The following is a 24,051-nucleotide window of genomic DNA, read 5'->3' as shown; positions in this document are numbered from 1 at the left end:
TGGAAGCGGCCTTTTTTTATGCGGAAGCTGTTGAGAAATCCAGACTTCTACCGTACCGGCAGCTCGTCGTGATACGCTACCAAATCATCGATAGGGGAGCGGATAATCTTGCCTACTTCCATGCCGTGGGTTTTGGCCACCTGCGTCAGTACGTCGCGGAAATTGTAGCCCACCGAGCCCACGCAGTTGAACGTGTACTCCTGGAAGCGCGGGTAGTGCAGCACCAGGTTCTGGAAGAAAGTCTCGAAGCCTTCGAGCACGATTTCGCGGCAGTAGCTCACGTTGTTGTGGTCGTAGGCAAACTTGGCAAAATTGGCCAGGTAGCGGTTGGGCAGCGGCTGGTTGTAGAGGCGGTCCAGAATGTCGTTGCGCGAGCCCAGCGAGTAGGTTTCCTTGAAAATCTCCTGCAAGCCGTCGGGCAGCAGGCCGCGCAGGTAGTCGCGCAGCAGCCGCTTGCCGAAGTACGAGCCCGAGCCCTCATCGCCCAGGAAATAGCCCAGCGAATCCACGTTGTAGATGATTTTATCGCCGTCGTAGAGGCAGGAGTTGGTGCCCGTGCCCAGAATGGCCGCGAAGCCGGGCTTGTGGCCCAGCAGCGCCCGGGCGGCGGCCAGCAGGTCTTCGGTCACATGCGCCTTGGTCTTGGGAAACACCTGGCGCAGGGCCGCCGCAATCACCTCTGCCTTTTGCGCCGACGACACGCCCGCGCCGTAGAAATGCACGTCGGTCACTTCTTCGCGGGGCAGCGTGCTGGGTAGGTTCTGGTTGAGCGAGGCCACGATGGCCGCCGTGTCCATGAAATCGGGGTTGTAGCCCTCCGTATTAAAGTACACGCGGTTGTGCGCGTCGTCGAGCTGGCACCAGCTGCACTTCGTTGAGCCGCCGTCGGCAATAAGTATCATAGTAAAAAGTATGGTTTGGGAGGGGCAACGAAAGTAGCAACCATCCCGGAAAAAAGCGGGAAAACCCCTCTGAACAAACGTTTGCGGGGTAGTTATTTTAAGAAAAAGCGTTTTCAGTACGCTGGATATCCTGTTTTGGACAGCAATGCTGGCCCTGGCCCATTAAGCAAAAAGCCGCTTCCATACAGGAAGCGGCTTTTTGCTTAATTGACATTCAGGAAATACCGGTTTGCCCGGAATTCACTTATTTAACAAGCGTTACCGTGCCAGCCGTCGTGGCGCCCGACCCGGTTACTTTGAGCTTGATGGTGTACGTGCCGGCAGTGCCGATTTTCAGGTTCGGTGGGTTGCCGGTGGCCAAAGCCGTGGTGCCGCCTACCGTCAGGGTGGTCACGCCGCTACCGGCACCGCCCAGGTTCACGGCCCAGTCGTTGTTGCGGCGGAATTTGAATTCGTCAGCGTTCAAAGCCATCGTCACAACGTAGGCATTCTCCGAGCAGCTCCACTTCAGGGGCACGTCGGTGCTCCAATCAACTCCGGCCAGGCCAATGAGGGACCAGGTATCCGAGTTCGGCGCTACGCACTCGTCGTAAGGAGTGGCGCTGATGCTAACCGCATTCGAATAGATGGCCGACTCGTTATTGGCCACGAAGGTCTTGAGGCGAACCTGCAGCGTCGAAGCCTTGGTGAGCGGGGCTTTCAGGTTAATCAGCGCCGCGTTGAGCTGGCCAACGGTCAGCTTCAGCGAAGCGGCTTTATCGGTGCCGGCTACCAGCTCGTATGGGTTGGCAAAAGCGCCATCCGCAGAAATCTGCAGCGTGTAGATAACGGGCGAAGTGCTCGTCGTATTGTCAGACAGCGTATACGTGTACGGCGTCCAAGTATACGTAACGGCATCGTTGTCTTTGTTGGCCCGCAGCAGCACGCCCGCGTTGGTCGTATTGCTGCTGAGCTTGGGCGCGTCGCTGAAGGTTGCGGTGGTGCGGATTTCATCCTTTTTGCAGGACGTAAAACTCACTGCCAACAAGCCGGCCAGCAGGGCTGTAGTAAATAAATTCTTGGTCATAACGATTAAGCTGGTGAGGGGTGGGAATTTGTCCCTGACCCGCTAACAGCAGGTCAGGGACGAAAAGTTTTAGTAACCCGCGTTTTGCTTCAGGTTGGGATTAACCGTCAAATCGGAAGTGGGCAGGGGATACAGCTCGCGGAAGCCTGGTACGCCGGTTCCGTTGGCCACGCCACCCTTCCAGGGCCACACGTAGGTGTTCTCCACAAAGCGGCGGAAGCGGATGAGGTCGGTGCGGCGCACGCCTTCCCAGAACAGCTCCCGGCTGCGCTCGTCGAGCAGGAACTCGGGCTGGCCGCCGGTGAGTTGCGAGATGGTGGCCCAACTTACGTCGGCGCTGTTGTCGCCGTAGGCACGCCGGCGGATGTTGTTCACGTAGGTCATGGCAGTGGTTTGGTCGCCGCCGCCGCGCACTACTGCTTCGGCGTAGATGAGCATCAGGTCGGCTGCGCGCAGCATGGGGTAATCCACGCTCGAGAAATTCTGGGCACCGCCCTGGGCCGCGCCGGCCGAGTTAACGTTGCGGAACTTCAGCACGCCCGGACCGCGGGTGAAATCGCTCAGGTTCGTGATGCGCAGGTACTGGCGCACTTTGGCGGTATCGGTCAGTTTGGGCTGGTAAGGCCGGCGGGGAGGAGTTATCCAGAAACGACCGCGCGAATCGCGGGTCGTATCGCCGCCGGCTTTGGCGAACTGGTCGACCAGGGCGCTCGTGCCGCGCAGGCCGCCCCAGCCCGTGCTCTGGCCCACCAGCTTCTGCCACGGAGCCGTGGTCGGGCTGGTCGAGCCGTTGATGAGGAAGGTGGTGCCGCCGTAGCTGCGCGTGGTGTTCACGTCGTAGATAATCGGCCAGATGATTTCCTGCGTAGCCGGCCCGGTGTTGTTGTCAGCCAGGAAGAGGCGGCCGTAGGCCGACGCAGTGGCGTTGGGCGTGTTGGCCAGGTTGTAGCCGGCATCAATAGCCTGCTTGGCGTACTTGGCCGCATCGGCCCAGCGTGCCACGCCGTTGCCGTGCGTGGTGTTTGCCGTCGGCAAATCGCCGGTATACACTTCGGCGTTGATGTACAGACGCGCCAGGAAACCCCAGGCCGCAGCTTGGTCTACCCGGCCGTACTGGTTGGCCTTGGGCTTGGGCAGGGTATTGCCGCAGTCCAGCAGCTCGGCTTCAACGAAGTTGAACAGGTCCTTGCGGGTGGCGTAGGGCGGCGTGTCGCCGGTGTTTACTACCGTCGTTTCGGTGGCTTTCGGCCCGTTGCCAAACAAGTCAATTACGTGGTAGTAAGTCACGGCGCGCAGGAAGCGGGCATCGGCCCGGTAAGCACGTACCGCAGCAGCGGCATCGCCGGTGATGCCGCGGGCGCTGAGCTTTTCATCCGTCGACTCCCGCAGGAACTCGTTGCAGATGGAAATCTCGTAATAGAGTCGGTTGTACAGGCCGTTGATGAGCAGGTTGCTGGCGTTCCAGTTCATGTTGTGCCAGTCCTGGATGCCCGGGTCATTCCAAGCCACCACGGCTTCGTCGGTCGAGAGCTCCTGAGCGCTCCAGTACTGGCGCAGGTAGTTGCCCGTGCCGGCGTCGATGCCGCTGATGTCGCTGGACGAGCCGGAGTCCGGGTCGCCCTGGCCCGACACGGCAAAGCCGGCGTAGAGCTTCGCCATGACCTGGTAATAGCCGGCCTGGCTGGTGTACTGGCGGTCAGGCGTCAGTTCGTATTTGGGATTCTGGTCCAGGTCCTTGGTGCACGAGGCGCTCAGGCTGGCGAGGGCAGTGCCCAGGGTGAGAGTGGTTAGCCCCCGAAATAAAACGTTTTTCATGAGAAGGGAGGATTAAAAGCCAAGGGCCAAGCCAAACGTATAGGTGCGGGCACGCGGATAAAAGTTCCGGTCGATGCCATCGGTGATTTCCGGGTCAACGCCTTTGTAGCGCGTCACCAGGAAGGCGTTCTGCACGCTGCCCGACAGGCGGAGCGTGGTTTCGCCAAATATCTTGCCCACGTTGTAGCCCAGAACGATGTTTTCGCAACGCAGGAACGAGGCGTTCTGCACGTAGTAATCCGAGTCAAACGGCTTGTTGGTGCTGAAGCGCGTCACCAGTACATCCGGCGACAGGTTGCTCACGAAACCGGTCGAAGTGTTGGCACCGGAGAAGTTGGCACCGCTGGCCGTGTTGGCGTTGTACACGTAGTTGCCGATGTTGCTGCGCAGGGTAACACCCAGGCTGGCTTTGCGGTACGACAGGTTCGAGGTGAAGCCCATCGTGACCAGCGGAGCCGGCTGCTTGTACTGATAGTAAGCACCGTTGTTGGCGAACAGGCCTTCGATGGGCTGGCCGTTGGCATCGTACACCTGCTTGCGCACGTAGAACGAGTTGCTCTGGTAGCCTACCGAGTTGATTTGGATGTAGTTGCCGGTGCCCACGCCCGGGTTGCCGAAGCGGTAGCCGGCAAAGCCTTCCAGCTGCGTGCCCAAGTCCGTGATTTTGTTCACATTATAAGCCCCGTTAAGGTTCACCGACCAGTTCACGTCGGTGGTGCGAATCACGTTGTAGTTCAAGGCGACTTCAACACCGCGGTTGCGCAGCGAGCCGATGTTGCGGTTCAGCTGGTTGTTGTTGTTCGAGCCGGCGGGTACTGCCACGTTGGCCAGCAGGTCGGTAGCCGTGCGCTGGTACACATCCACGGTCAGGCCAACGCGGTTGTCGAGGAAGCCCAGGTCCAAGCCGGCGTTGTAGGTGTTGGTGGTTTCCCAGGTCAGGAACTGGTTGTAGCCCAGCGGCGCGGCGGTGATGCCGGTCGTAGTGCCAATCGGCCCAATGGGGTACTGGGTGGTCGAGCTGCCAATCTGGTAGCGGGCAATGGCATCGTAAGCGCCGCCAATGTCCTGCTGGCCCGTGCGGCCGTAGCCCACGCGCAGCTTCAGCTCCGAGATGCTGTTGTTATCCTTCAGGAAGTCCTCGCCCTTGATGCGCCAGGCCAGGCCCAGCGCGGGGAATGTGCCGCTGCGGTTGCCGGCGGTGAAACGCGACGTGTTGTCATTCCGCACCGTGGCCGTCAGCAGGTATTTGTCTTTCACGTTCAGCGTAGCCCGGCCGAAGAACGAGAGCAGCACGTACTTGTTGTAGTAAGCTGGCAAGGTCAGGATTTCGCCCGGCTTGAACAGCGTCGTCTGGTCGGAGCGGGTCGTCAGGAAGTTCAGGCCCTGATTCTCAAACGACTGGTAGGCGTGGCCCGCCTGAATCGTGAATCGCGTGCCGCCGAACTGCCGCTCATACGCCAGGTAGGCTTCCAGCAGCTTCATGTTCTTGTCCTGCGACGATGGCACGTAGGAGCCGTTCAGGCCCGGTACGTTGGGCTGGTCGTTGTTGTGGGTGCCGAAATCGGTGGGAGCCACCGAGATGCTGCCCCGGCTCCGGGCCAGGTCCACGCCCAGGTTCAGGTTGGCGCGCAGGCCTTCGATGCCGTGAATCTTGTAGTCGAACTGCACGTTGCCGATGAGGCGCTTCACCGTGCTGATGTCGTTGCGGTAGTTGAGCGCCGCTACGGGGTTGCCCGGGGCCTGGCCCAGCGGGTTGGCCCCGTTCAGGAACTGGTAGTAGCCGCCGTAGGGGGCGTAGATGGGGTCGGTGGAGGTAACGGGCTGCGTCGGGTCGTAAAACGCGGCGTTGGCAATCTGGCCGTAGTCAGCAAAGCGGTTATCAATCACGGAACCCTTGGCGTTGATATCAATGCGCAGGTGGTTGTCGAGCAGCGTGGGGTTGAGGCTCACCGAGCCTGTGTTCCGCACCAGCTTGTTGGTGATGACGAGGCCCTGCTGGTTGAGGTTACCGTAAGAAACCCGGAACGGCACTTTGCCCACCGCGCCGCGCAGGCTGACGGTGTTGTCGAAAGCCTTCGCCGTCCGGAAAATCTCCTTCTGCCAATCGGTGTTGGCCGTGCCCAGCGTCGCAACCTGCGACGACAAGGTGCTGTTGGCCTTCACTACTTCGCGGAACTCGTCGGCCGAGAACACGTCGTAGCGACGGGCTACGGTCGAGATGGACGCCTGGGAATTCAACTCAACGTGGATTTTCTCGCCCACCAAGCCACGCTTCGTGGTGATGAGGATAACCCCGCCGGCTGCCCGGTTGCCGTAGATGGCCGTTGCCGAAGCATCTTTCAGCACGGTCACGTTTTCGATATCGTTCGGGTTAATCAGCGTCAGCGGGTTCGAAGCGCCGTTGATGCCTTCTTTGTCCACGGCCACGCCGTCGATTACGTAGAGCGGGTCGCTGTTGGCATTCAGCGACGAGTTGCCGCGAATACGTACCGTAGTGCCCGCGCCCGGCGCACCGCCAGCCGTCGAGATGCTCACGCCGGCCACTTTGCCCTGAATCAGCTGCTCGGGGTTGGTCACCTGGCCCTGCACAAACTGCTTCGAGTCAATGGCCGTTACGGCACCGGTGATGTCCTGCCGACGCTGGGTGCCGTAGCCCACCACCACGGCCTCGGCCAGTTGGGTGGTGTTCTCCTTCAAGCCTGCGGATGCGTCCGCATTCTGGCCTGCCACTACCGTCACGGGAACGCGAACAGCGTTGTAGCCCACAAACGAAATCACAACCGTGTGCGGACCGGCGGGCACGTTCTGAATGCTGTAGGTGCCGTCTACGTTCGAGGAGCTGCCCAGTGAAGTGCCCTCGATGAGGACCGTAGCACCGGGAATGCCTTCGTTTTTGCTGTCGGTGACGCGGCCGCTAACCGAGCCGGTCGACTGAGCAAAGGCCGCCGAAGGGAGGAAGCCAAAGCCCGCTAACAATAGCAGAAACAGGAGCTTCGCTAAATAAGGGTGTCTCATGGGAAACTTCTTAAATGTGTTGATGGTGGGAAATTTTTAAAGATTGGGGCTGCAAGTTACCAAAAACTTGCGTTACAGGAGGTTTAAAGGCGTTTTTTTAAAAATCACGGGACTTCATAAAAGCGAAAAAACGTTTGCTCAAAATCGGGCTTTTTTGACCGATATTTAAGTGGTAAATAATTTGAAAATGATATTGATTTAATTTATTAAGCACTGTTTAACAGATGTATAACTGACGTGTTGGCGGGCGGTGCTACAGGGTGCGCAATGCAAACGATTCGGAGTTGGGGCGCACATTGCTTCCAAAAGTGACTTTTTTTGAGGTTTTTCAGGAAAAAATAAGTTTAAAAGCGGCGATTTTTTTGGGTGTGTAGCTACTCATCCGGGGTGTGTAGCTACTCATTCGGACGGTTTGCGGCGGCCTGGTGCTTTCCTTTGCCCAGGCCTGCCGCATCCCCAAAATCGATTGTCGGGCGGACGGGTAAAGCCACGAAGTCCGTTCGGCTACCTGTGGTTAATCATCGTTGCCAGTAGCGTATTCCGGTACGTTCCGGCTCATAATGGCACTGTTTTCCCTCAGCTGGCGCAGTAATTGCCTTGCCGGGCCATATTCTCCTCGCTACTTTTGGCTTTTCCTCAGAAAATGAAAAAGCACCTACCATTACTCGCGTTGCTACTGGCCGGTACGGTGACCGGGGCCGTGGCCCAGTCTCGGCCTGGCTCCCACAAGCCCGCCCCCAAGAGCGCGGGCAAGCCCGCGCCCAGTGCCCGGGGAGTGGTGAAGCCGCCGCCGGTATACACGCCCATTACCACCCAGCGCGCCACCGACAACGAGGATGCGCCGCCGCCCCTGGTGGTGAGCAAGCTGAAGCTGAAAAAGCCGGTGCTGGTGTATTACGAAGAGCCCGCCCCCGGCAAAACGGTGCAGCAGCTCATCATGTCGGAGGAAAACCTGACCCTGCTCAAAACCCTGGACCTGGAGCACCTCATGTCCCGCCGCGAAGTGTTTGTGGACGGCCTGGGCAACCTGACCCCGCCGGGGGCCGACGTGGCCAAGTACCGGCTGCTGGGCACCAGTGCCGTGGCCGAAACCACGCGCCGCCCCGCCGGCGATGGCCGCAGCTTTTTCTCTCGCCTGAAGGTGCCGTCGCCGGGAATCCTGTACGTGGTGCGCGAATCGGCCGAAGAATACCGGCACTTCGTGAAGGGCCCGCAGAAGAAGGGGGCCTTGCTCGATTTCCAGGCCAACGGTCTGCCGGGCATCGACTCTGTGCGGGCCGTGTACACCCTGCGCAAAACGGAAGCCTCGGAGCGGGGTGCCGGCAGCGGCGAAACCATACGATAACCAATGAACCAACTACTGCTTTTGAAACGCACGGCGCTGCTGGCCAGCACCCTGGACTTGGCGTGCAGCACCGCCAGCGCCCAAGCCATCCTGAAACTAACCCAAGTGCCGGCCACCACACCGACCCAAGACACGCTCTTCGTGGCGGGCTCTTTCAACAATTGGAACCCGCACAGCCGCGCCTACGCCTTGCAGAAGCAGGCCGACGGCACCTACCAAATCAGCCTGCCGCCCAGCCTGGGCACCATCGAGTATAAGTTTACCCGTGGCAGCTGGCCCACGGTGGAAGTGGACGGCAAAAACGACCAGATTGCCAACCGCAAAGCTGACCTGACCACGACCCGCGAAATCACCAACCAGGTGCTGGCTTGGAACGCCCAGAGCGACGCTGCTAAAAAGCACACTGCGTCGCCGCAGGTGCGCATACTGTCCACCTCCTTCGCCATGCCGCAGCTGGGCCGGCAGCGGCGCGTCTGGCTCTACCTGCCCGCCGACTACGCGGCGAAACCCGCCCGGCGCTACCCCGTGCTCTACCTGCACGATGGCCAGAATGTGTTCGACGACGCCACGAGTTTCGGCGGCGAGTGGGGCGTCGACGAAACCCTCGACCGCCTGCGCAAGGCCGGCCAGGATGCCACCGGCAGCATCGTGGTGGCCGTGGACAATGGCGACCAGTTCCGCTCCGATGAGTACATTCCCTGGGCCAGCGCCGAGCTCAAGGACCAGCCGCATAAAGGCGGACAGGGCAGCGCCTACGTCGATTTTCTGGCCCTCACGCTCAAGCCCTACGTAGATGCGCACTACCGCACCCGGCCCGAGGCGACGCATACCGGCATCGCCGGTTCCAGCCTGGGCGGGTTGATTTCGGTGTACGCCGCGCTGAAATACCCGAAGGTTTTTGGCGAAGTAGGGGCGTTTTCGCCAGCCTTCTGGGTGTGCAACGATTCGCTGCGGGCCTATGCCAAAACCCACCCGGCGGCGCGCACGGCGCGCTTCTACTTTGTGTGCGGCACCAAGGAATCGGAAACTATGCTGCCACTGATGGCGCAATGGCGCGATGAGTTGCGGTCCGAAGGCGTACCGGCCGCCAACCTGGCATTTTCGGCCCCTGCCGATGGGGAGCATCGGGAATGGTTCTGGCGGCGGGAATTCCCGGCGGCCTACCAGTTTCTGTTTGGTTCGGCGGTGAAAACCAGCACCTCGGGGGCCAAGCGGAAGTAGAATCGGGGCTTCGCACTGATTTGAATATTGGTGAAAACAGAACCATGTCATTGCGGGTTTCGTATGGAATTTTGCTAGTGATTGTGTTAATCTCAAAAATGCAGCCTTATCTTTGCAACGCGTTTCAGTCGAAGCGTCTTTTTTAATATGAACTCGACTCGTATTTCTCAGGCTTGGTGGTGGCAGCTCCGAAACATCGGACCGGCCTGCCTGTGCGCCTCGTGAAGTCAACCTGATTTTACCCTGCAATCACAAAAAGCCCGGCCCATACGCCGGGCTTTTTTCGTTTTTGCTGCTTCCTTTTTCATCCTCGTGCCTTACCAACTCTTCACCCGCTCCCGCCGCCTGCTCGCCGATACCGTGACGCCCGTGGGCCTGTTTCTGCGCCTGCGCGACCAGTACGCCAACTGCCTGCTGCTGGAAAGCGCCGACTATCACGGCCAGCAAAATGCCTTCAGCTACCTGGTGTGCGAGCCGCTGGCCACGTTTGAGCTGCGGCGCGGCGGCGTGTTACGCCAGCTGCTGCCCGGTGCCCCTGAAACCAGCGAAACACTGGCCCACCCCCGCGAAGCACTGGCCCGGCTGCGTGATTTTGCCGCTGCCGGCACGCCCGATGCTTCGGCTGAGAAGCTGCCCTTCATTAGCACCGGCCTGTTTGGCTACATGGGCTACGAGGCCGTGCAGAGTTTTGAGGACGTGCAGCTAAGCCCTGATAAGGTGCCGGCCGGCGACATTCCGCTCATTCGCTACGGCGTGTACCGTTACGTCATTGCCTTCAACCACTTCCGCCAGGAACTGCACCTGTTCGAGCACGGCGTAGCCGGCGAGACCCTGGCCGAAACCGACGGTCTCGACCGCCTCGAAAACCTGGTGCGCCACCCCAGCGTGCCCAACTTCGGCTTCGCCACGGTAGGCGAGGAGCAGACCAATCAGACGGACGAGGAATTCCTGGCCCGCCTCACGCAGGGCCAGGCCCACTGCCTGCGCGGCGATGTGTTCCAAATTGTGCTTTCGCGCCGGTTCCAGCAGGGCTTCTCGGGCGATGAGTTCAACGTGTACCGGGCGTTGCGGTCCATCAACCCGTCGCCCTACCTCTTTTACTTCGACTACGGCGACTACAAAATCTTCGGCTCCTCGCCCGAGGCGCAGGTGCTGGTGCAGGGCCGCGAAGCCACGCTGTTTCCCATCGCGGGCACCTACCGCCGCACCGGCGACGACGCTGCCGATGCCGCCGCCGCCCAGCGCCTGGCCGCTGACCCCAAGGAAAACGCCGAGCACGTGATGCTGGTGGACCTGGCCCGCAACGACCTGGCCCGCCACGGCACCAAAGTGGAGGTTCGCACGCTGCGCGAAATTCAGTTCTACTCCCACGTCATCCACCTCGTAAGTAAGGTAACGGCCGAACTGGCCGAAAACACCGACACGCTGCAGGTGGTGGCCGATACCTTCCCAGCCGGCACGCTTTCCGGCGCGCCCAAGTTCCGCGCTATTCAACTGATTGACGGACTGGAGCCTACTGCCCGCGGCTACTACGGCGGCTGCTTGGGCCACCTGGGTTTCGATGGCAGTTTCAACCACGCCATTATGATTCGCTCGTTTCTGAGCACCGGCAACCAGCTGTATTTCCAGGCCGGCGCGGGCGTGGTGGCGGCCTCCAAAGTACAGTCGGAGCTGGAGGAGGTGCACCACAAGCTGGGGGCCTTGCGCGCGGCGTTGCGGGCCGCCGAAGACGTAAAATAATTCCAGCCTATCGCCATGAAAATCCTCGTTCTTGATAACTACGATTCCTTCACCTACAACCTGGTGCACCTGCTGCGTGAGCTCGGCCACGGCCCCAACCTGACGGTGACGCGCAACGACCAGCTCACCCTCGAAGCCGTAGATGCTTACGATGCCATCCTGCTCTCGCCCGGCCCCGGCATTCCAACCGAAGCGGGCTTGATGCCGGCCATCATTGAAAAATATGCGCCCACCAAGCGCATCCTGGGCGTGTGCCTGGGCCACCAGGGCCTGGCCGAAAGCTTCGGCGCGGAGCTCTACAACATCCCGGCCGTACTGCACGGCGTGGCTAATGAAGCTGAAGTAACCGTATCTGACGAACGCCTCTTCGCGGGTTTGCCCGAGCGGTTCCAAGTGGGGCGCTACCACTCTTGGGCGGTGCGGCCCAAGTCGATGCCCGCGACGCTGGAAGTAACGGCCCGCGACGCCCACGGCGAGGTGCTGGCCTTCCGCCACCGCGAATATGACGTGCGCGGCGTGCAGTTTCATCCCGAAAGCATCCTCACCGAGCACGGCGCGCAGATGCTGGAAAACTGGCTGAGCTAGGCCGTCAGAATATTAAAAGGTCGTCATGCTGAGCGCAGCCGAAGCATCTCTACCTCCATTACTAACTAACTGCTGCAACGAAGCGGTAGAGATGCTTCGGCTGCGCTCAGCATGACGTTCTGAAAAGAAAAATCCCTTGAAACAGATTCTCACCAAGCTTTTCGACCACCAGCCCCTCACACACGCAGAGGCCCACGCCGCCATGCGCCAACTGGGCGAGGGCGGAGCCAACCCGGCCGAAACGGCGGCCTTCCTGGCCGTGTACCGCATGCGGCCCATCACGGTGGCCGAGCTGGCCGGCTTCCGCCAGGCGCTGCTCGACCTTAGCCGCGACCCGGAACTGGGCACGCACGAAGTCGTGGACATCGTGGGTACGGGCGGCGACGGCAAAAACACGATTAACATCTCCACGCTGGCCTGTTTTATCGTGGCCGGGGCGGGCACGCTGGTGGCCAAGCACGGCAACTTTGGCGTGTCGTCGGTGTCGGGGGCGTCCAATGTGCTGGCGCATTTTGGGTACAATTTCGAAGCCAGCTCCGACCAATTGCGGCGACAGCTCGACCAGGCGGGCATCTGCTTTCTACACGCGCCCGCCTTCCATCCGGCCATGCGCCATGCCGGGCCCATCCGGCGCGAGCTGGGCCTGCGCACCTTCTTCAACATCCTCGGCCCGCTGGTGAATCCGGCCCGGCCGGCCGCCCAGCTGCTGGGTGTGTTCAGCCTCGAACTGCAACGTCTCTACCACTACCTCATGCAGCCCACCGGCACTCGCTACGCTGTGGTGCATGCGCTGGATGGCTACGACGAGCTGGCCCTCACCGGCCCGGCCAAAGTAGTTTCCTCCTTCGAAGGCGAGCGGATGCTGACCGCCGATACCCTGAGCCTGCCCACCTGCACCGCCGAAGACCTGGCCGGTGGCAGCACCGTGGCCGCCGCCGCCGAGCTGTTCAAGCAGGTCCTCGATGGCCATGGCACCGCCGCCCAGCGCAACGTAACTACCGCCAACGCCGCCCTGGCCCTGCAATGCGCCCGCCCCGGCCTGAGCTGGGCCGAGGCCCTGGCCCTCAGCCGCGAGTCGCTGGACTCGGGCGCGGCCCGGCGGGCGTTTGAAACCATGCTGGCCACCCAATAAATTTTCTATATGGCGCGAAGCAAATCCTGCGCGCTGCTGTTTTCCAAGTCATGTCCCAATCCACCATTCTCGATACCATCGTCGCCCACAAGCGCAAGGAAGTAGCCAGCCGCCGCGAGCTGGTGCCCGTGAAGCTGCTCGAAACTAGCCTTTACTTCAACTCGCAGCCGCTGTCATTGCGCAAATACCTGCTGCGCGAAGGCGGCAGCGGCCTCATTGCTGAGTTCAAGCGCAAGTCGCCCTCCAAGGGTTGGATAAACCAGTATGCGCCCGTAGAGCGCACCACGCTTGGCTACATGCAGGCCGGCGCGGCGGCGCTGTCCATCCTCACCGACGCCGAGTTTTTTGGCGGTAAAAACGAGGACCTGACCACGGCGCGGCGCTTCAATTTCTGCCCCATCCTGCGCAAGGATTTTGTGGTGGACGAGTACCAGATTCTCGAAGCCAAAAGCATAGGAGCCGATGCTGTGCTGCTGATTGCGGCCGTCCTCACGCCCGCCGAAGTCGACTCATTGGGCCGCCTGGCCCGTTCGCTGGGCCTCGAAGTGCTGCTCGAAGTGCACGACGGCGAAGAACTGGCCCGCTCCGCCAACGCCGACGCCGTCAACCTCATCGGCGTAAACAACCGCAACCTGCACGATTTCAGCCTGAGCCTCGATACGTCGATGGCGCTGGCCGAAGCCATTCCGCAGGAATTTGTGAAGGTGTCGGAAAGCGGTATCTCAACGGCTCAGGCCATTGGCCAGCTGCGCGAAGTCGGTTATCGGGGCTTCCTGCTGGGCGAGGCGTTCATGCGCCACGCCCGCCCCGAGCGTGCCTGCGCCGCGCTGGTGCAGGAAATCGCAGCTCTGCCGAAAACCGAATCTGCCGTTGCCTAGCTGCCGGAAATGAAAATGCCCCGCCCAAACCTGTCTGCTTTGGCGCTCGCCGCTGGCGTACCCGGCGCAGCTGTGCCATCAACTCCGGCCGCTACCCCATCGCGGCTGCTGGTGAAGGTGTGCGGTATGCGCGACGCGGCGGCGCTGGCCAAAGTCGCCGCGCTGGGGCCGGACTTTCTGGGGTTCATTTTCGCGCCGAAATCACCGCGCTTTGTGGGCGACGTACTGGCTCCGGAACTGGTGCGTGCCCTGCCGCCAGCTATCTGGAAAGTGGGTGTGTTCGTGAACGAAACCACCGAAAATATCTTCGCCACGGCCCACCGCTTCAGCCTCGCCGCCGTGCAGCTGCACGGCCAGGAAACGCCCGCCCAGTGCGAGGAATTGAACGAAGGCGGCCTGCTGGTGATGAAAGCGTTTTCGGTAGGGGAGAAGGTTGATTTTGATGCCCTGCTGCCTTACGTGCCGTATTGCGACTACTTCCTCTTCGATACCAAAGGGGCCGTACCCGGCGGCAACGGTACCACGTTCAACTGGAATCTGCTGCAATCCTACAATCTGCCCGTACCCTATTTCCTGGCCGGCGGCTTGGGGCTGGAACACGCTGCCGAGTTGGCGGCCCTGCGCTTGCCCTGCCTGGCCGGCGTCGATTTGAACAGTTGTTTTGAAACCGCGCCGGGCGTGAAAGATGCCGCCCGCCTGGCCCAAATGCTCACTCAATTGCGCCCCGGCGCACCATCGATATGACTCCCACTACCTCTTACCAACAGCCCACTGCCCGCGGCTACTACGGCCAGTTCGGCGGCGCTTTCGTGCCCGAAATGCTCTACCCCAACGTGGAGGAGCTGCGCACGCAGTATCTGGAAATCATGGCCGACCCGGCATTCCAGGCCGAACTGCAAGGCCTGCTGCGCGACTACGTAGGCCGGCCCACGCCACTGTTTGAAGCCAAGCGCCTGTCGGCCAAGTACAACACCCGGATTTTCCTCAAGCGCGAAGACCTCTGCCACACCGGTGCCCACAAAATCAACAACACCGTGGGGCAGATTCTGTTAGCCCAGCGGCTGGGCAAAACGCGCATCATCGCCGAAACCGGGGCCGGGCAGCACGGTGTGGCCACCGCCACCGTCTGCGCCCTGATGGGCCTGCCCTGCGTGGTGTACATGGGGGCCATCGACATGGAGCGCCAGGCCCCCAACGTGGCCCGGATGCGCCTGCTCGGGGCCGAAGTTCGCCGCGCCGAAAGCGGCAGCCAGACCCTGAAAGATGCCACCAACGAAGCCATTCGCGACTGGATTGCCAACCCCGTTGATACTCACTATATCATCGGCTCCGTCGTCGGCCCGCACCCGTACCCCGATTTGGTGGCGCGCCTGCAAGCCGTTATCAGCGAGGAGATGCGCAAGCAACTGCTGGAAAAAACCGGCTCCGAGCTGCCCGATTTCGTGGTGGCCTGCGTGGGCGGTGGCTCCAACGCGGCTGGGGCATTCTACCACTTTCTGGATGAGCCGGATGTTCGCCTGATTGCGGTGGAAGCTGCCGGGCACGGCATCCATTCCGGCCATTCGGCGGCCACGTCGGTGCTGGGTACGCCGGGCATCATCCACGGCAGCAAAACCTTGCTGATGCAGGACGAGCACGGCCAGATTACCGAGCCATACTCGCTGAGCGCGGGACTTGATTACCCCGGTATTGGCCCGCTGCACGCCTATCTGGGCGAGGTGGGCCGCTCCGAGTTCATTGCCATCACCGATGACGAAGCTCTAACGGCTGTGGCCGAACTGAGCCGCCTCGAAGGCATCATCCCCGCCTTGGAGACGGCCCACGCATTGGCCGCTCTCGGACAAATCGGGGCTGGGCCGGATGACGTGGTGGTGGTAAACCTCTCCGGCCGTGGCGACAAGGATTTGGAAACCTACCTCAAAAACATGGACAAGCTGGTGTAGCCTGCGGCTCCCCAACGCTATATTATATGGACCGCATCAAACACGCCTTCGCGAGCAAAACCAACCTGCTCAATACCTACTTCACCGCCGGCTACCCCAGCCTGCACGATACTATCCCGCTAGCTAAAGCCTTGGTGGAAGCCGGGGCCGACATCCTCGAAATCGGCATGCCCTTTTCCGACCCGCTGGCCGATGGACCCATCATCCAAGGCAGTAGCAGTGTGGCCCTGGCCAATGGCATGAACCTGCCCGTGCTGTTCGAGCAGCTGAAAGGCCTGCGCGCTGCCGTGCCCGAAACGCCGGTGCTGCTCATGGGCTACCTCAACCCAGTGATGCAGTTCGGGGTGGAGGAATTTTGCCGCCAGGCCGCCGCCGTGGGCATCGATGGCCTCATTTTGCCCGACCTGCCGCTCGCGGAGTATGAAGAGTTCTATCAGGAAACCTTCAAGAAATACGGTCTGAAAGCCGTATTCCTCATCACCCCGCAAACCTCAGAAGAGCGTATCCGTCGCCTCGACAATCTCTCCGAAGCCTTCCTGTACCTCGTGTCCGGCCCCGGCACCACCGGCGGCACTACGTTGCCCGATGCTGTCGTGCAGGAGCAATACTTTGAGCGCATCGCCGCCCTGAAGCTGCGCAATCCCCGCCTCATCGGCTTCGGCATTGCTGATAAAGCCGGTTTCGACCGTGCCTGCCAGCACGCCGAGGGTGCCATTATCGGCTCGGCCCTCATCCGTGCCTTGGAGGATGTGGATGATGCGCCGGCTGCTGCTGGGCGTTTCGTGCGGGTCATAAAGCAGGCATAAGCAATTTCATTCAATCTCAAGAACGTCATGCTGAGCGCAGCCGCAGTATGACGTTCTTGAGTTAACTCATTCATTCCGTGATAATCCAATTAGAAAAATCTGCCTCAGTAGCCACCATCACCGAGCACCTGAAGCAGCAGGGCTACAAGGCCACCGAAGTCACCACCCAGCACGCCCACTACTTGGTAGCCATCGGCAAAAAGGACTTTGATATCCGCACTATCGGCCAGCTGCCGGGCGTGCGCGACGTGCACCGCGTGAGCGACGACTACAAGCTCGTGAGCCGTAAGTGGCGCGTGAAGCCCACCGTGCTCGACCTCGGCGACGGCGTGACCATCGGTGGTAACTCGCTGGCCATCTGCGCTGGGCCGTGCAGCATCGAGAGCGAAGCCCAGATGGAAAAGGTGATGGACCACCTCGTAGCCAACGGCGTGCGCCTGATGCGCGGTGGCGTGTTTAAGCCCCGCTCGTCGCCCTACGCCTTTCGCGGGCTGGGGCTGGAGGGGCTGCGCGACTTCCACCGCATGGCCCGGGCGCGCGGCCTCAAAATCGTGACCGAAGTGATGCAGGTGTCGCAGGTGGAGGAGATGCACGATTTTGTGGACGTGTTCCAGGTCGGCGCGCGCAACACCCAGAATTTCAACCTGCTCGATGCCCTGGGTGGCGTGGACAAGCCGGTGCTGCTGAAGCGAGGTATCTCGGGTTCAATTGAGGAATTGCTTTCCTCGGCTGAGTACGTGTTTTCGGGCGGTAATGAGAAGCTGATTCTCTGTGAGCGCGGCATTCGGACCTTTGAAACCGCTAGCCGCAATACCTTGGACTTGAACGCAGTACCCATCCTGAAAGCCAAGAGCCACCTGCCCGTGATTGTGGACCCTTCGCACGGCATCGGCATCCGCGAGTACGTACCCACGATGGCGCTGGCCGGCGTGATGGCTGGGGCCGACGGTATCGTGTACGAAACCCACGAAACGCCCGAAACCGCCGCTTCGGACGGAGCCCAGACGCTGGATTTTGATGAGTCGGCCCGCCTTATTCGCAACCTGCGGCGCGTGTACCAGCTGCGGCAGGAACTTGAATAAAGAAAAATTAATGTGGGGAAATGCTTGCATTCCCGAAATCGGTTCCTAAATTCGTCTCACTCATGCGCCACCAATTCGTCAATTGCATTAACACCCTAATGACCGCCCCCAAACAGGGAGCGTACGGGCTGCGATTGGCGCTACCGGAAGACGAGGCATGAAACCCGACTTTCTCTAGAAACCTTCAAAAGCCCGAATCCGCCAGGATATCGGGCTTTTTTTTCGCCCCGTTTTAACCACGCTTACCTTTTTCGTTACGCTATGTTTACCAAGTCCAACCCCGCCGCCGCCACCAGCCAGGACCAGCTCATCTGGAAGATGCTGTTTGACCGCCAGACTGCGCTGCTGCACCGGCGGGCTGTGCCGGCGTTTTGGGAAGGATTGACCCGGCTGGGCTTTCGGCGCGAATCCATCCCCGACATTCGGGAGCTGAGTGCGACGGTGGAGGCCGAAACTGGCTGGCAGCTGGCCCCGGTGGGCCGCCCGTTTGAGCCGGCCGCGTTTTTCGCCCTGCTGGCCGAGCGCAAGTTTCCGATTGTGACCCGTATCCGGTCCATGCAGGCGTTCGATTTCAGCCCCGAGCCGGACTTGTTCCACGACCTGTTTGGGCACGTGCCCATGCTGCTTGATGAGGGCCTGGCCAACTTCCTGCACGAGCTGGGGCAGGCCTACGTGGCCCAGCCGGCGGGCTCGCCGGCGCGGGAGCAGCTATGGGCGCTGTACTTCTTCACGGCCGAATTTGGCATGGTGCAGTACGATGGCAAGCCGCACCTCTACGGGGCGGGCCTGCTGTCATCGGCCGGCGAAATACATCACTGCGTGAACGAGTTGACCCCGCGTCCGGCTTTCGACCTGGCCACCGTATTGCGCACGCCCGTGACCGGGGCCCGCTACCAAAATCAGTATTTCATGTTGCCCGCCTGGGACCAGCTCACCGAATGCGTGGCCGAACTGGCTGGCATGTTGGCCTTGGGCTAAGGTCGCTGATGGCGAAGGCATGGCGCTATGCACTAGCTTCGCAGCATGCTGTTTGAATTTGGTGCGCACAGTGCGCTGCTGTTGCCTTTTGTGGTGCCGGGGCTGGTGCTGGCGGTGCATTTGCTGATTCGGAGCTTCCGTTTCGGCGCGTTGCCCAATGGGCTGCTGGCGCTGCTGCTGTTCCTGAACGTGCTGCCCGTGACGCAGTGGATGCTGGGCTACGCCGGCTGGTACGACAGCCACGACGGCCATTCCACGGCAATGTTCTACGTGCCGTGGCAGCCCTGGCTGGCCTGGGGACCGGCGTTTTACCTTTACTTCCGCAGCCTCACCAACCAGGAATTTGAGCTGCGGAAGCATTGGCGGCACCTGCTGCCGGGGCTGCTGTTTGCGGGCCTGTACGCGGGCGCGGCGCTGTACGATTTGGTCTGGGGCCGGGCCTTGCACGGCTGGGCGCTGCCTTATCACTTCGGTACCAAAGGCGCGGCGGCTAACTTCCTCGATATGCTGAGTGCACCCGCCGAGTGGCTGGGCTATGCCTTGATGCTTGGCTATGGCCTGGCCACGCTGCGGCTTTTTCGCCGCTACCGCCGCTACCTCGACGACAACTTTTCGGACACGGCGCGGCTGCGGTTTCGGGGGCTGCGCGATTTGCTGGTGGCCGCGCTGCTGGGCTTGGTGCTGTGGGTGGGCTTTGAGGTAGTGAACTGGGCCGTTGGGCCGCTGGGCTACGGCGACTACTGGTACGCCTACTTCGCCAATGGCGCGCTGATTTACTACCTGAGCATCGTGGGCTTACAGGCCAATTTTGCCGCCATGACTCCGTTGCGCTTTGAGCCCGAGGCGGCTGGCGTTGCCGGGATTTCCTTCGGCACCGGGCCACTGGTTTCTCCCGAAATGACTACCGGGCTTGGCACGACAGCCGAAGAAATTCCCTTAAGGGAGGCTGCTGCCCAAGCTGCCCCAACTGCTGACTTGCCATTTGTCAGTGCCACTGAAGTGGCAAAAGCTCCCGAAGTAGCTGCGGTTGCTCCCAGACTGGCCGGGGCAGTTACACCAAGTGAGGAAACCGCCGATGCGCTGGCCCCCGAGCTACACCCGTGGCGCACCAAGCTGCTCGCCCTGATGGCCGAGGACCAGCCCTGGCTGGAGCCCGAGCTTACCCTGGCCGAGCTGGCCCACCGCCTGCGCACCAACACTTCGCTGCTCTCCCACGTCATCAACACCGGCTGCGGGCAGAACTTCAACGACTTCGTGAACCGCTACCGCGTGGCCGAGGCCGAGCGCAAGCTGCAGGACCCACGCCTGGCGCATTACTCCTTGGTAGGCATTGCGTTGGAGTCGGGGTTTAACTCGAAGTCTACTTTCAACCGGGTTTTCAAGAAGCTCACCGGCCGCACGCCCGGCGAGATTGCGCGGCCCAAATGATAAATTGGGACGGCTCAGGCCGTAAGTTGGAGCGCGACCGGGGCTGAGCAGGGAGAATTTTGGGGCATCGATTCACCAACCCCACTTCCCCCGTTTATGAAATATTCTCTCCTTCCCTTTTTTGTAGCTGTGGCATTGTCCGCGCCCTTTGCCGCAGATTTCTCCGCCCGCTTCGTCAGCCCTGATAACAGCGGCATGTATGAGCATTACGCGGTAAAGGCAAAAGCCACGCCCCGAATAACAGCTGCCGAACTCTCGGCTCTGCTTGCTCCAAATTGGCGCGGTACGCTTACTTACCTCGACTATGGTTCCCATAAATCGGTTGTGCTCAATACCGGCTTGCAGGCGCTAATGAGCCGTCCCGACCGCTTCGTCCTCCGATTCGATTACGAAGAACCCAACCACACCCACGTTTTTGGCACCGATACCCTGACGGTGGCATCCGGCGGCACCACCTTGCACTGGGACGGCACCGACTTCGCCGTGAAAGCCAAACAGTGGCTGCCCGGCCAAACGCTGCGCCTGTTGCTCGAAGGCGCTGGTCAGGACGATAACCGTCCGGTAGTTATCCGCAAAACACTGCTGTTGAGCGCGCAACACTTCTCTATCCGTAAGCAGGTGCGGCTTCCGGCTGATACGGCGCTTGTGCAACGAAACTTCTACCAATTCGCCCGCTAACGCAAATTACCGCCATCAACAACTGGCCATTGGTCAATATCCCCAACCCAGCCGGCGATACACGAAATGCAGCAGCCACAGCGGCCCAATCAACAGAAACTGCAGGTCCTTGAGGAAGCTGGGTTTCTTGCCCTCCACCTTGTGGCCCCAGAACTGGCCCACCCAGGCCAGCGCAAAAATGATGAGGCAAATACCCCACAGCGGCAGCGCCGCCGCGCCCGCCACCACGCGCAGGGCCAGCGCCATGGCCACCCACACCAGCACCATGCCCAGCGCCAGCCGCCCACTCAGCCGCACGTAATAGATGAGGGCCAGCGCCATCACCAGCGTGCCCCAGTTCAGCCACGGGCTGATGTGTTGGATAGCCGCCGGCACTGGCACCGACCACAGCAGGCCAATTAATGAGAACATAATCAGTGGCACGCATACCCAGTGCACCAGCTTATTGGTGGGGTTTTGGTGGCTTTCGCCGTATTCGGACAGGAGGGAGGCAAGCGGAGCCATAACGGTGGGAATTTTAGTAGCGCGGGCTTTTAGCCCGCGAGGAGGATGGTTCAGGCTCACCAAAGTAGCAAAAAAAAGCCTTCCCAATTGGGAAGGCTTTTCCTTTTCAAATCCAAAAACTAGGCTTTCGATTTGAAGCGGCCGCGCAGGTAAGCCAGCGCCTGGCCGTGGGCTTTGGCGGCGTATTCCTTGTTGAATTTGGGGTTGGAGGGGTTGGCGAAGGCGTGGTCGGCATCGTAGCTCTCGATGGTCACGCTTTTGCCAGCGGCGGTCATGTCTTTTTTGAACTGGCCCACCACCTCGGGGTTAATCCACTTGTCCTGGCTGGCGAAGATGCCCAGCACGTCGGAGTTCAGGGTTTTGAGTTTGGCTACGTCTTTCTCGGGCATACCGTAGTACATCACGCAGCCCACGGTTTGCTTGCCACCGAGCAGGGCTTCCTGCAGGCTCCAGCCGCCGCCGAAGCACCAGCCGATGCTGGCCAGTTGCGCCTTGGGGCCGGCATACATTTGGGCCCCCTTGAGGATGGCCGTGGCGCGCTCGGTTTTCACCTCGCCCATGTATTTGCCGGCTTCTTCGGGCGTGGTGGCTATTTTACCATCGTAGAGGTCCACGGCGATGACGTTGACATCGGGCATTTCGCTGGCGAAGGTGGCGGCTTCCTTCTTGATGTAGTCGTTCAGCCCCCACCACTCGTGAATCACGAACAGGTACTTGTTGCTGGGCTTGGCGCTTTTGATTTCGAAGCCGTGGCCGGGCGTGCCATCGGGGGTTTTGAACTCAATCATTTTGCCCTCACCGGCATAGGAATAGGGCAGGGGCGCGTCGTGGCCGCCCGAAAAATCCTTGTCGGTGGCGAGCATGGCGAAGGCCTCGGTGGCCGAGGCCGACAGGTTGCCGGCGGGGCGGGCGCAGCAGCTGGCCATCTTTTGGGCCGAAGCCGAGAAGGTGAGGCTGAGCAGCGCCGCGCCGAGGGTAAGAAACTTTTTCATGGGAATTGGTGAGAATTGAAACGAATGAGCCTACCCAACAGCTAACCCGGCAAAACTTCCCGCGAAATATTGCGAAGTTTTGGCAATTCGCGTGCTGCCCGGCTGCGCAGCGCGGCCGAGTTGGTGGTGCTCAGGGCAGTTTCGGCGGTAGCCACAACTTCGGCGGCCAGTTCGGGGTAGGGGCCGGCCAGTCGGGCGGCCGCCGTGAGGGCGTAGGCACGAATGGCGACCGGCTCACGGGGAGCCCTCAGCAGGGCCAGGCAGGTATCGAAGGCCAGGGCCTGCCATTCTTCGGGCACTGGCACGAATTGTAACACCCGCGCCACGGCCCGCCGGATGGCCGGGTGCTGCTCCGAGCCGGATTGGGCGGCGGCCAGCAGGCCCGGCAGGTTGGGCACCAGCCACTTGGGTCGGCGCTCGCCCACCCAGCCCAGCACGTCGGCGGCCAGCTGGCGCTCGCGCTCCGCGCCGTACCAGAACAGCTGGAGCAGCTCGGCCAGGGCCGTGGGGTGGGCGCAGGCATAGTCGGCCAGGCGCTGGGTCTGGCGCGCCGAGTGTTCCCGCAGTAGCTCGGTTCGGAGGTTCACGGTCGAAATGTAGCACATGCTTTAGCTTGTGCTACAGGTTCGCGCTACGCCGGAATCCCGGTTTCGATGGAAGCGCCCAGCTCCGTGAGTAGCGCGAAGAGGCCCACGTAGGTCCGGTTCAAATAGATAAAATGCTCGGAGCCGCGCGGCTCGCGCTGCTTGCGCAATTCAGGGTCGGCCATGAGGTCGTCGCCGAGGGCGTAGAGGGCAGCCATGTAGGCCGGGTCGCCGAAATCGAAAGTGGCCTGACGGAAGGGGCGGCCCACCAGCTCCAGCGACACCCGCATGGTGCGCAGGTAGAGCGCCCGCATGGCCGGCGCATCGGTAGCGCGGAGCACGCCGGCCTGGATGAGCAGGGCTTCGAGGCGGGCTTCGTCGGAGAAGGTTTCGGGGGCCAGCAGGGCGGTGAACAGCTCGTACACATCCTGTGGTACGTCCTTCACGCAGCCAAAATCGAGTACGCCGAGGGTGCCGCCGTTATCGGCCCGCATCAGGAAATTGCCGGGGTGCGGGTCGGCGTGCAACTGGTGCAGGGTGTTGAACTGGAATTGGTAGAAATCCCACAGCGCCTGGCCAATCTGGTTGCGGATTTCCTGGCTGGGGTTGGTGGCCAGAAACTCCTTGAGGTGCTGACCGGGCAGCCAGTCCATGGTGAGAATGCGGGCCGTGGAATACTCGGGATAATAAGCCGGGAACTCCAGGTGCTTCAAATTCTGGCATTTGGCCGCAATTTCCTGGCCGCGCCGCAGTTCCAGCTTGTAGTCAGTTTCTTCGAGCAGGCGGGTTTCGACTTCCTCCAAGTAGGGGCGCACCTGGGCTTCGTTCAGGCCCATGATGCGCAGGGCAATGGGCTTCACCAGCCGGATATCTGACTTGATGCTGTCGGCCACGCCGGGGTATTGCACCTTCACGGCCAGGGCTTTGCCATCCTTGCGGGCAAAGTGCACTTGCCCGATGCTGGCCGCCTGCCGCGCCTCGGGCTCGAACTCATCAAAAAGCTGAAACGGCGACTTCCCGAACGCATCCCGAAATGCTTTCACCACCAACGGGCCGGAGAGGGGCGGGGTCGAATACTGGGCCTGGGCAAACTGCTCAGCGTAGGCCGAGGGCAGCATGTTTTTCTCCATCGCCAGCATCTGGGCCACTTTCAGCACGGACCCTTTCATCTCGCTCAGCGTGCCGTAGAGCTCGGCGGCGTTGGCCGCGTGCAGGTCCTCAGTAGTTGATTCCGCGCCGACGGCCTTCTTGGCGTAGTGCTTGATGTAATTGGTGCCGACGTTGAAGCCGGTTTTGGCAAAGCGGGCGGCGCGGGCCACCTTAGTGGTCGGGAGGGATGTTTGGGGTTCGTCCATTG

At 61.1% G+C, this 24,051-nt stretch carries 21 protein-coding genes; 13 read left to right on the top strand and 8 right to left on the bottom strand.

Translation table 11 applies throughout. From position 1 onward, the window contains the following. Positions 1-47: 47 nt before the first annotated feature. The 4 genes from ACYU70_RS04875 to ACYU70_RS04860 all read right to left on the bottom strand — a co-directional run bounded on the left by ACYU70_RS04875 (position 48) and on the right by ACYU70_RS04860 (position 6,798). Complete coding sequence (locus tag ACYU70_RS04875; RefSeq protein WP_342296399.1) at positions 48-902, bottom strand: N-acetylglucosamine kinase; 855 nt, start codon at positions 900-902, stop codon at positions 48-50. A 244-nt stretch (positions 903-1,146) separates the two neighbouring features. Next, positions 1,147-1,968, bottom strand: a complete 822-nt coding sequence (locus tag ACYU70_RS04870) for a SusE domain-containing protein (RefSeq protein ID WP_342296398.1) — start codon at positions 1,966-1,968, stop codon at positions 1,147-1,149. Between the two features lie 69 nt (positions 1,969-2,037). Next, entirely contained in the window at positions 2,038-3,783 is a 1,746-nt protein-coding gene (locus ACYU70_RS04865) for a RagB/SusD family nutrient uptake outer membrane protein (protein ID WP_342296397.1), read from the bottom strand. Positions 3,784-3,795: 12 nt separating this feature from the next. Beyond that, positions 3,796-6,798: a SusC/RagA family TonB-linked outer membrane protein gene (locus tag ACYU70_RS04860; protein ID WP_342296396.1), complete on the bottom strand. Its 3,003-nt coding sequence runs from the start codon at positions 6,796-6,798 to the stop codon at positions 3,796-3,798. A gap of 643 nt (positions 6,799-7,441) precedes the next feature. On the opposite strand from ACYU70_RS04860, the gene ACYU70_RS04855 reads away from it, so the two are divergent. From ACYU70_RS04855 to ACYU70_RS04795, 13 genes are all read left to right on the top strand, one after another. Beyond that, positions 7,442-8,143: a hypothetical protein gene (locus ACYU70_RS04855; RefSeq protein WP_342296395.1), complete on the top strand. Its 702-nt coding sequence runs from the start codon at positions 7,442-7,444 to the stop codon at positions 8,141-8,143. Positions 8,144-8,146: 3 nt separating this feature from the next. Then, positions 8,147-9,364 carry an alpha/beta hydrolase-fold protein gene (locus tag ACYU70_RS04850; RefSeq protein ID WP_342296394.1) on the top strand — a complete coding sequence of 406 codons (1,218 nt, stop codon included), beginning with the start codon at positions 8,147-8,149 and terminating at the stop codon, positions 9,362-9,364. Between the two features lie 312 nt (positions 9,365-9,676). Next, on the top strand, positions 9,677-11,104 hold the full coding sequence (locus tag ACYU70_RS04845; RefSeq protein WP_342296393.1) for an anthranilate synthase component I family protein: 1,428 nt from the start codon (positions 9,677-9,679) through the stop codon (positions 11,102-11,104). 15 nt (positions 11,105-11,119) lie between these two features. Next, positions 11,120-11,689 carry an anthranilate synthase component II gene (locus tag ACYU70_RS04840; RefSeq protein ID WP_342296392.1) on the top strand — a complete coding sequence of 190 codons (570 nt, stop codon included), beginning with the start codon at positions 11,120-11,122 and terminating at the stop codon, positions 11,687-11,689. Between the two features lie 136 nt (positions 11,690-11,825). Then, positions 11,826-12,821: an anthranilate phosphoribosyltransferase gene (trpD, locus tag ACYU70_RS04835; protein ID WP_342296391.1), complete on the top strand. Its 996-nt coding sequence runs from the start codon at positions 11,826-11,828 to the stop codon at positions 12,819-12,821. Between the two features lie 50 nt (positions 12,822-12,871). Beyond that, on the top strand, positions 12,872-13,699 hold the full coding sequence (gene trpC / locus ACYU70_RS04830) for an indole-3-glycerol phosphate synthase TrpC (protein WP_342296390.1): 828 nt from the start codon (positions 12,872-12,874) through the stop codon (positions 13,697-13,699). A gap of 39 nt (positions 13,700-13,738) precedes the next feature. Next, a complete protein-coding gene (locus tag ACYU70_RS04825) occupies positions 13,739-14,443 on the top strand; it encodes a phosphoribosylanthranilate isomerase (protein ID WP_342296389.1) in 705 nt (234 codons plus the stop codon). After that, positions 14,440-15,642: a tryptophan synthase subunit beta gene (gene trpB / locus ACYU70_RS04820; RefSeq protein ID WP_342296388.1), complete on the top strand. Its 1,203-nt coding sequence runs from the start codon at positions 14,440-14,442 to the stop codon at positions 15,640-15,642. Before ACYU70_RS04825 ends, trpB begins: the two co-directional genes overlap by 4 nt. 26 nt (positions 15,643-15,668) lie before the next feature. Then, positions 15,669-16,448: a tryptophan synthase subunit alpha gene (gene trpA, locus ACYU70_RS04815; protein WP_342296387.1), complete on the top strand. Its 780-nt coding sequence runs from the start codon at positions 15,669-15,671 to the stop codon at positions 16,446-16,448. 77 nt (positions 16,449-16,525) lie between these two features. After that, a complete protein-coding gene (gene aroF / locus ACYU70_RS04810; protein WP_342296386.1) occupies positions 16,526-17,530 on the top strand; it encodes a 3-deoxy-7-phosphoheptulonate synthase in 1,005 nt (334 codons plus the stop codon). A 261-nt stretch (positions 17,531-17,791) separates the two neighbouring features. Next, positions 17,792-18,508 carry a phenylalanine-4-hydroxylase gene (locus tag ACYU70_RS04805; protein ID WP_342296385.1) on the top strand — a complete coding sequence of 239 codons (717 nt, stop codon included), beginning with the start codon at positions 17,792-17,794 and terminating at the stop codon, positions 18,506-18,508. A gap of 45 nt (positions 18,509-18,553) precedes the next feature. Then, entirely contained in the window at positions 18,554-19,936 is a 1,383-nt protein-coding gene (locus ACYU70_RS04800; RefSeq protein WP_342296384.1) for a helix-turn-helix domain-containing protein, read from the top strand. Between the two features lie 96 nt (positions 19,937-20,032). Next, complete coding sequence (locus ACYU70_RS04795) at positions 20,033-20,614, top strand: hypothetical protein (protein ID WP_342296383.1); 582 nt, start codon at positions 20,033-20,035, stop codon at positions 20,612-20,614. Between the two features lie 33 nt (positions 20,615-20,647). On the opposite strand, the gene ACYU70_RS04790 is transcribed toward ACYU70_RS04795, so the two are convergent. From ACYU70_RS04790 to ACYU70_RS04775, 4 genes are all read right to left on the bottom strand, one after another. Further along, positions 20,648-21,118 carry an Mpo1 family 2-hydroxy fatty acid dioxygenase gene (locus tag ACYU70_RS04790; RefSeq protein ID WP_342296382.1) on the bottom strand — a complete coding sequence of 157 codons (471 nt, stop codon included), beginning with the start codon at positions 21,116-21,118 and terminating at the stop codon, positions 20,648-20,650. Positions 21,119-21,237: 119 nt separating this feature from the next. After that, on the bottom strand, positions 21,238-22,110 hold the full coding sequence (locus ACYU70_RS04785) for a dienelactone hydrolase family protein (RefSeq protein ID WP_342296381.1): 873 nt from the start codon (positions 22,108-22,110) through the stop codon (positions 21,238-21,240). 41 nt (positions 22,111-22,151) lie between these two features. Further along, positions 22,152-22,697, bottom strand: a complete 546-nt coding sequence (locus ACYU70_RS04780; RefSeq protein ID WP_342296380.1) for a hypothetical protein — start codon at positions 22,695-22,697, stop codon at positions 22,152-22,154. 44 nt (positions 22,698-22,741) lie between these two features. Next, positions 22,742-24,049 carry an ABC1 kinase family protein gene (locus ACYU70_RS04775; protein WP_342296379.1) on the bottom strand — a complete coding sequence of 436 codons (1,308 nt, stop codon included), beginning with the start codon at positions 24,047-24,049 and terminating at the stop codon, positions 22,742-22,744. Positions 24,050-24,051 lie beyond the last annotated feature (2 nt).

This window comes from Hymenobacter segetis, assembly GCF_054776495.1.
The sequence above is the reverse complement of the archived record's forward strand: the minus strand, read 5'-3'. Positions and strand labels throughout refer to the sequence as shown.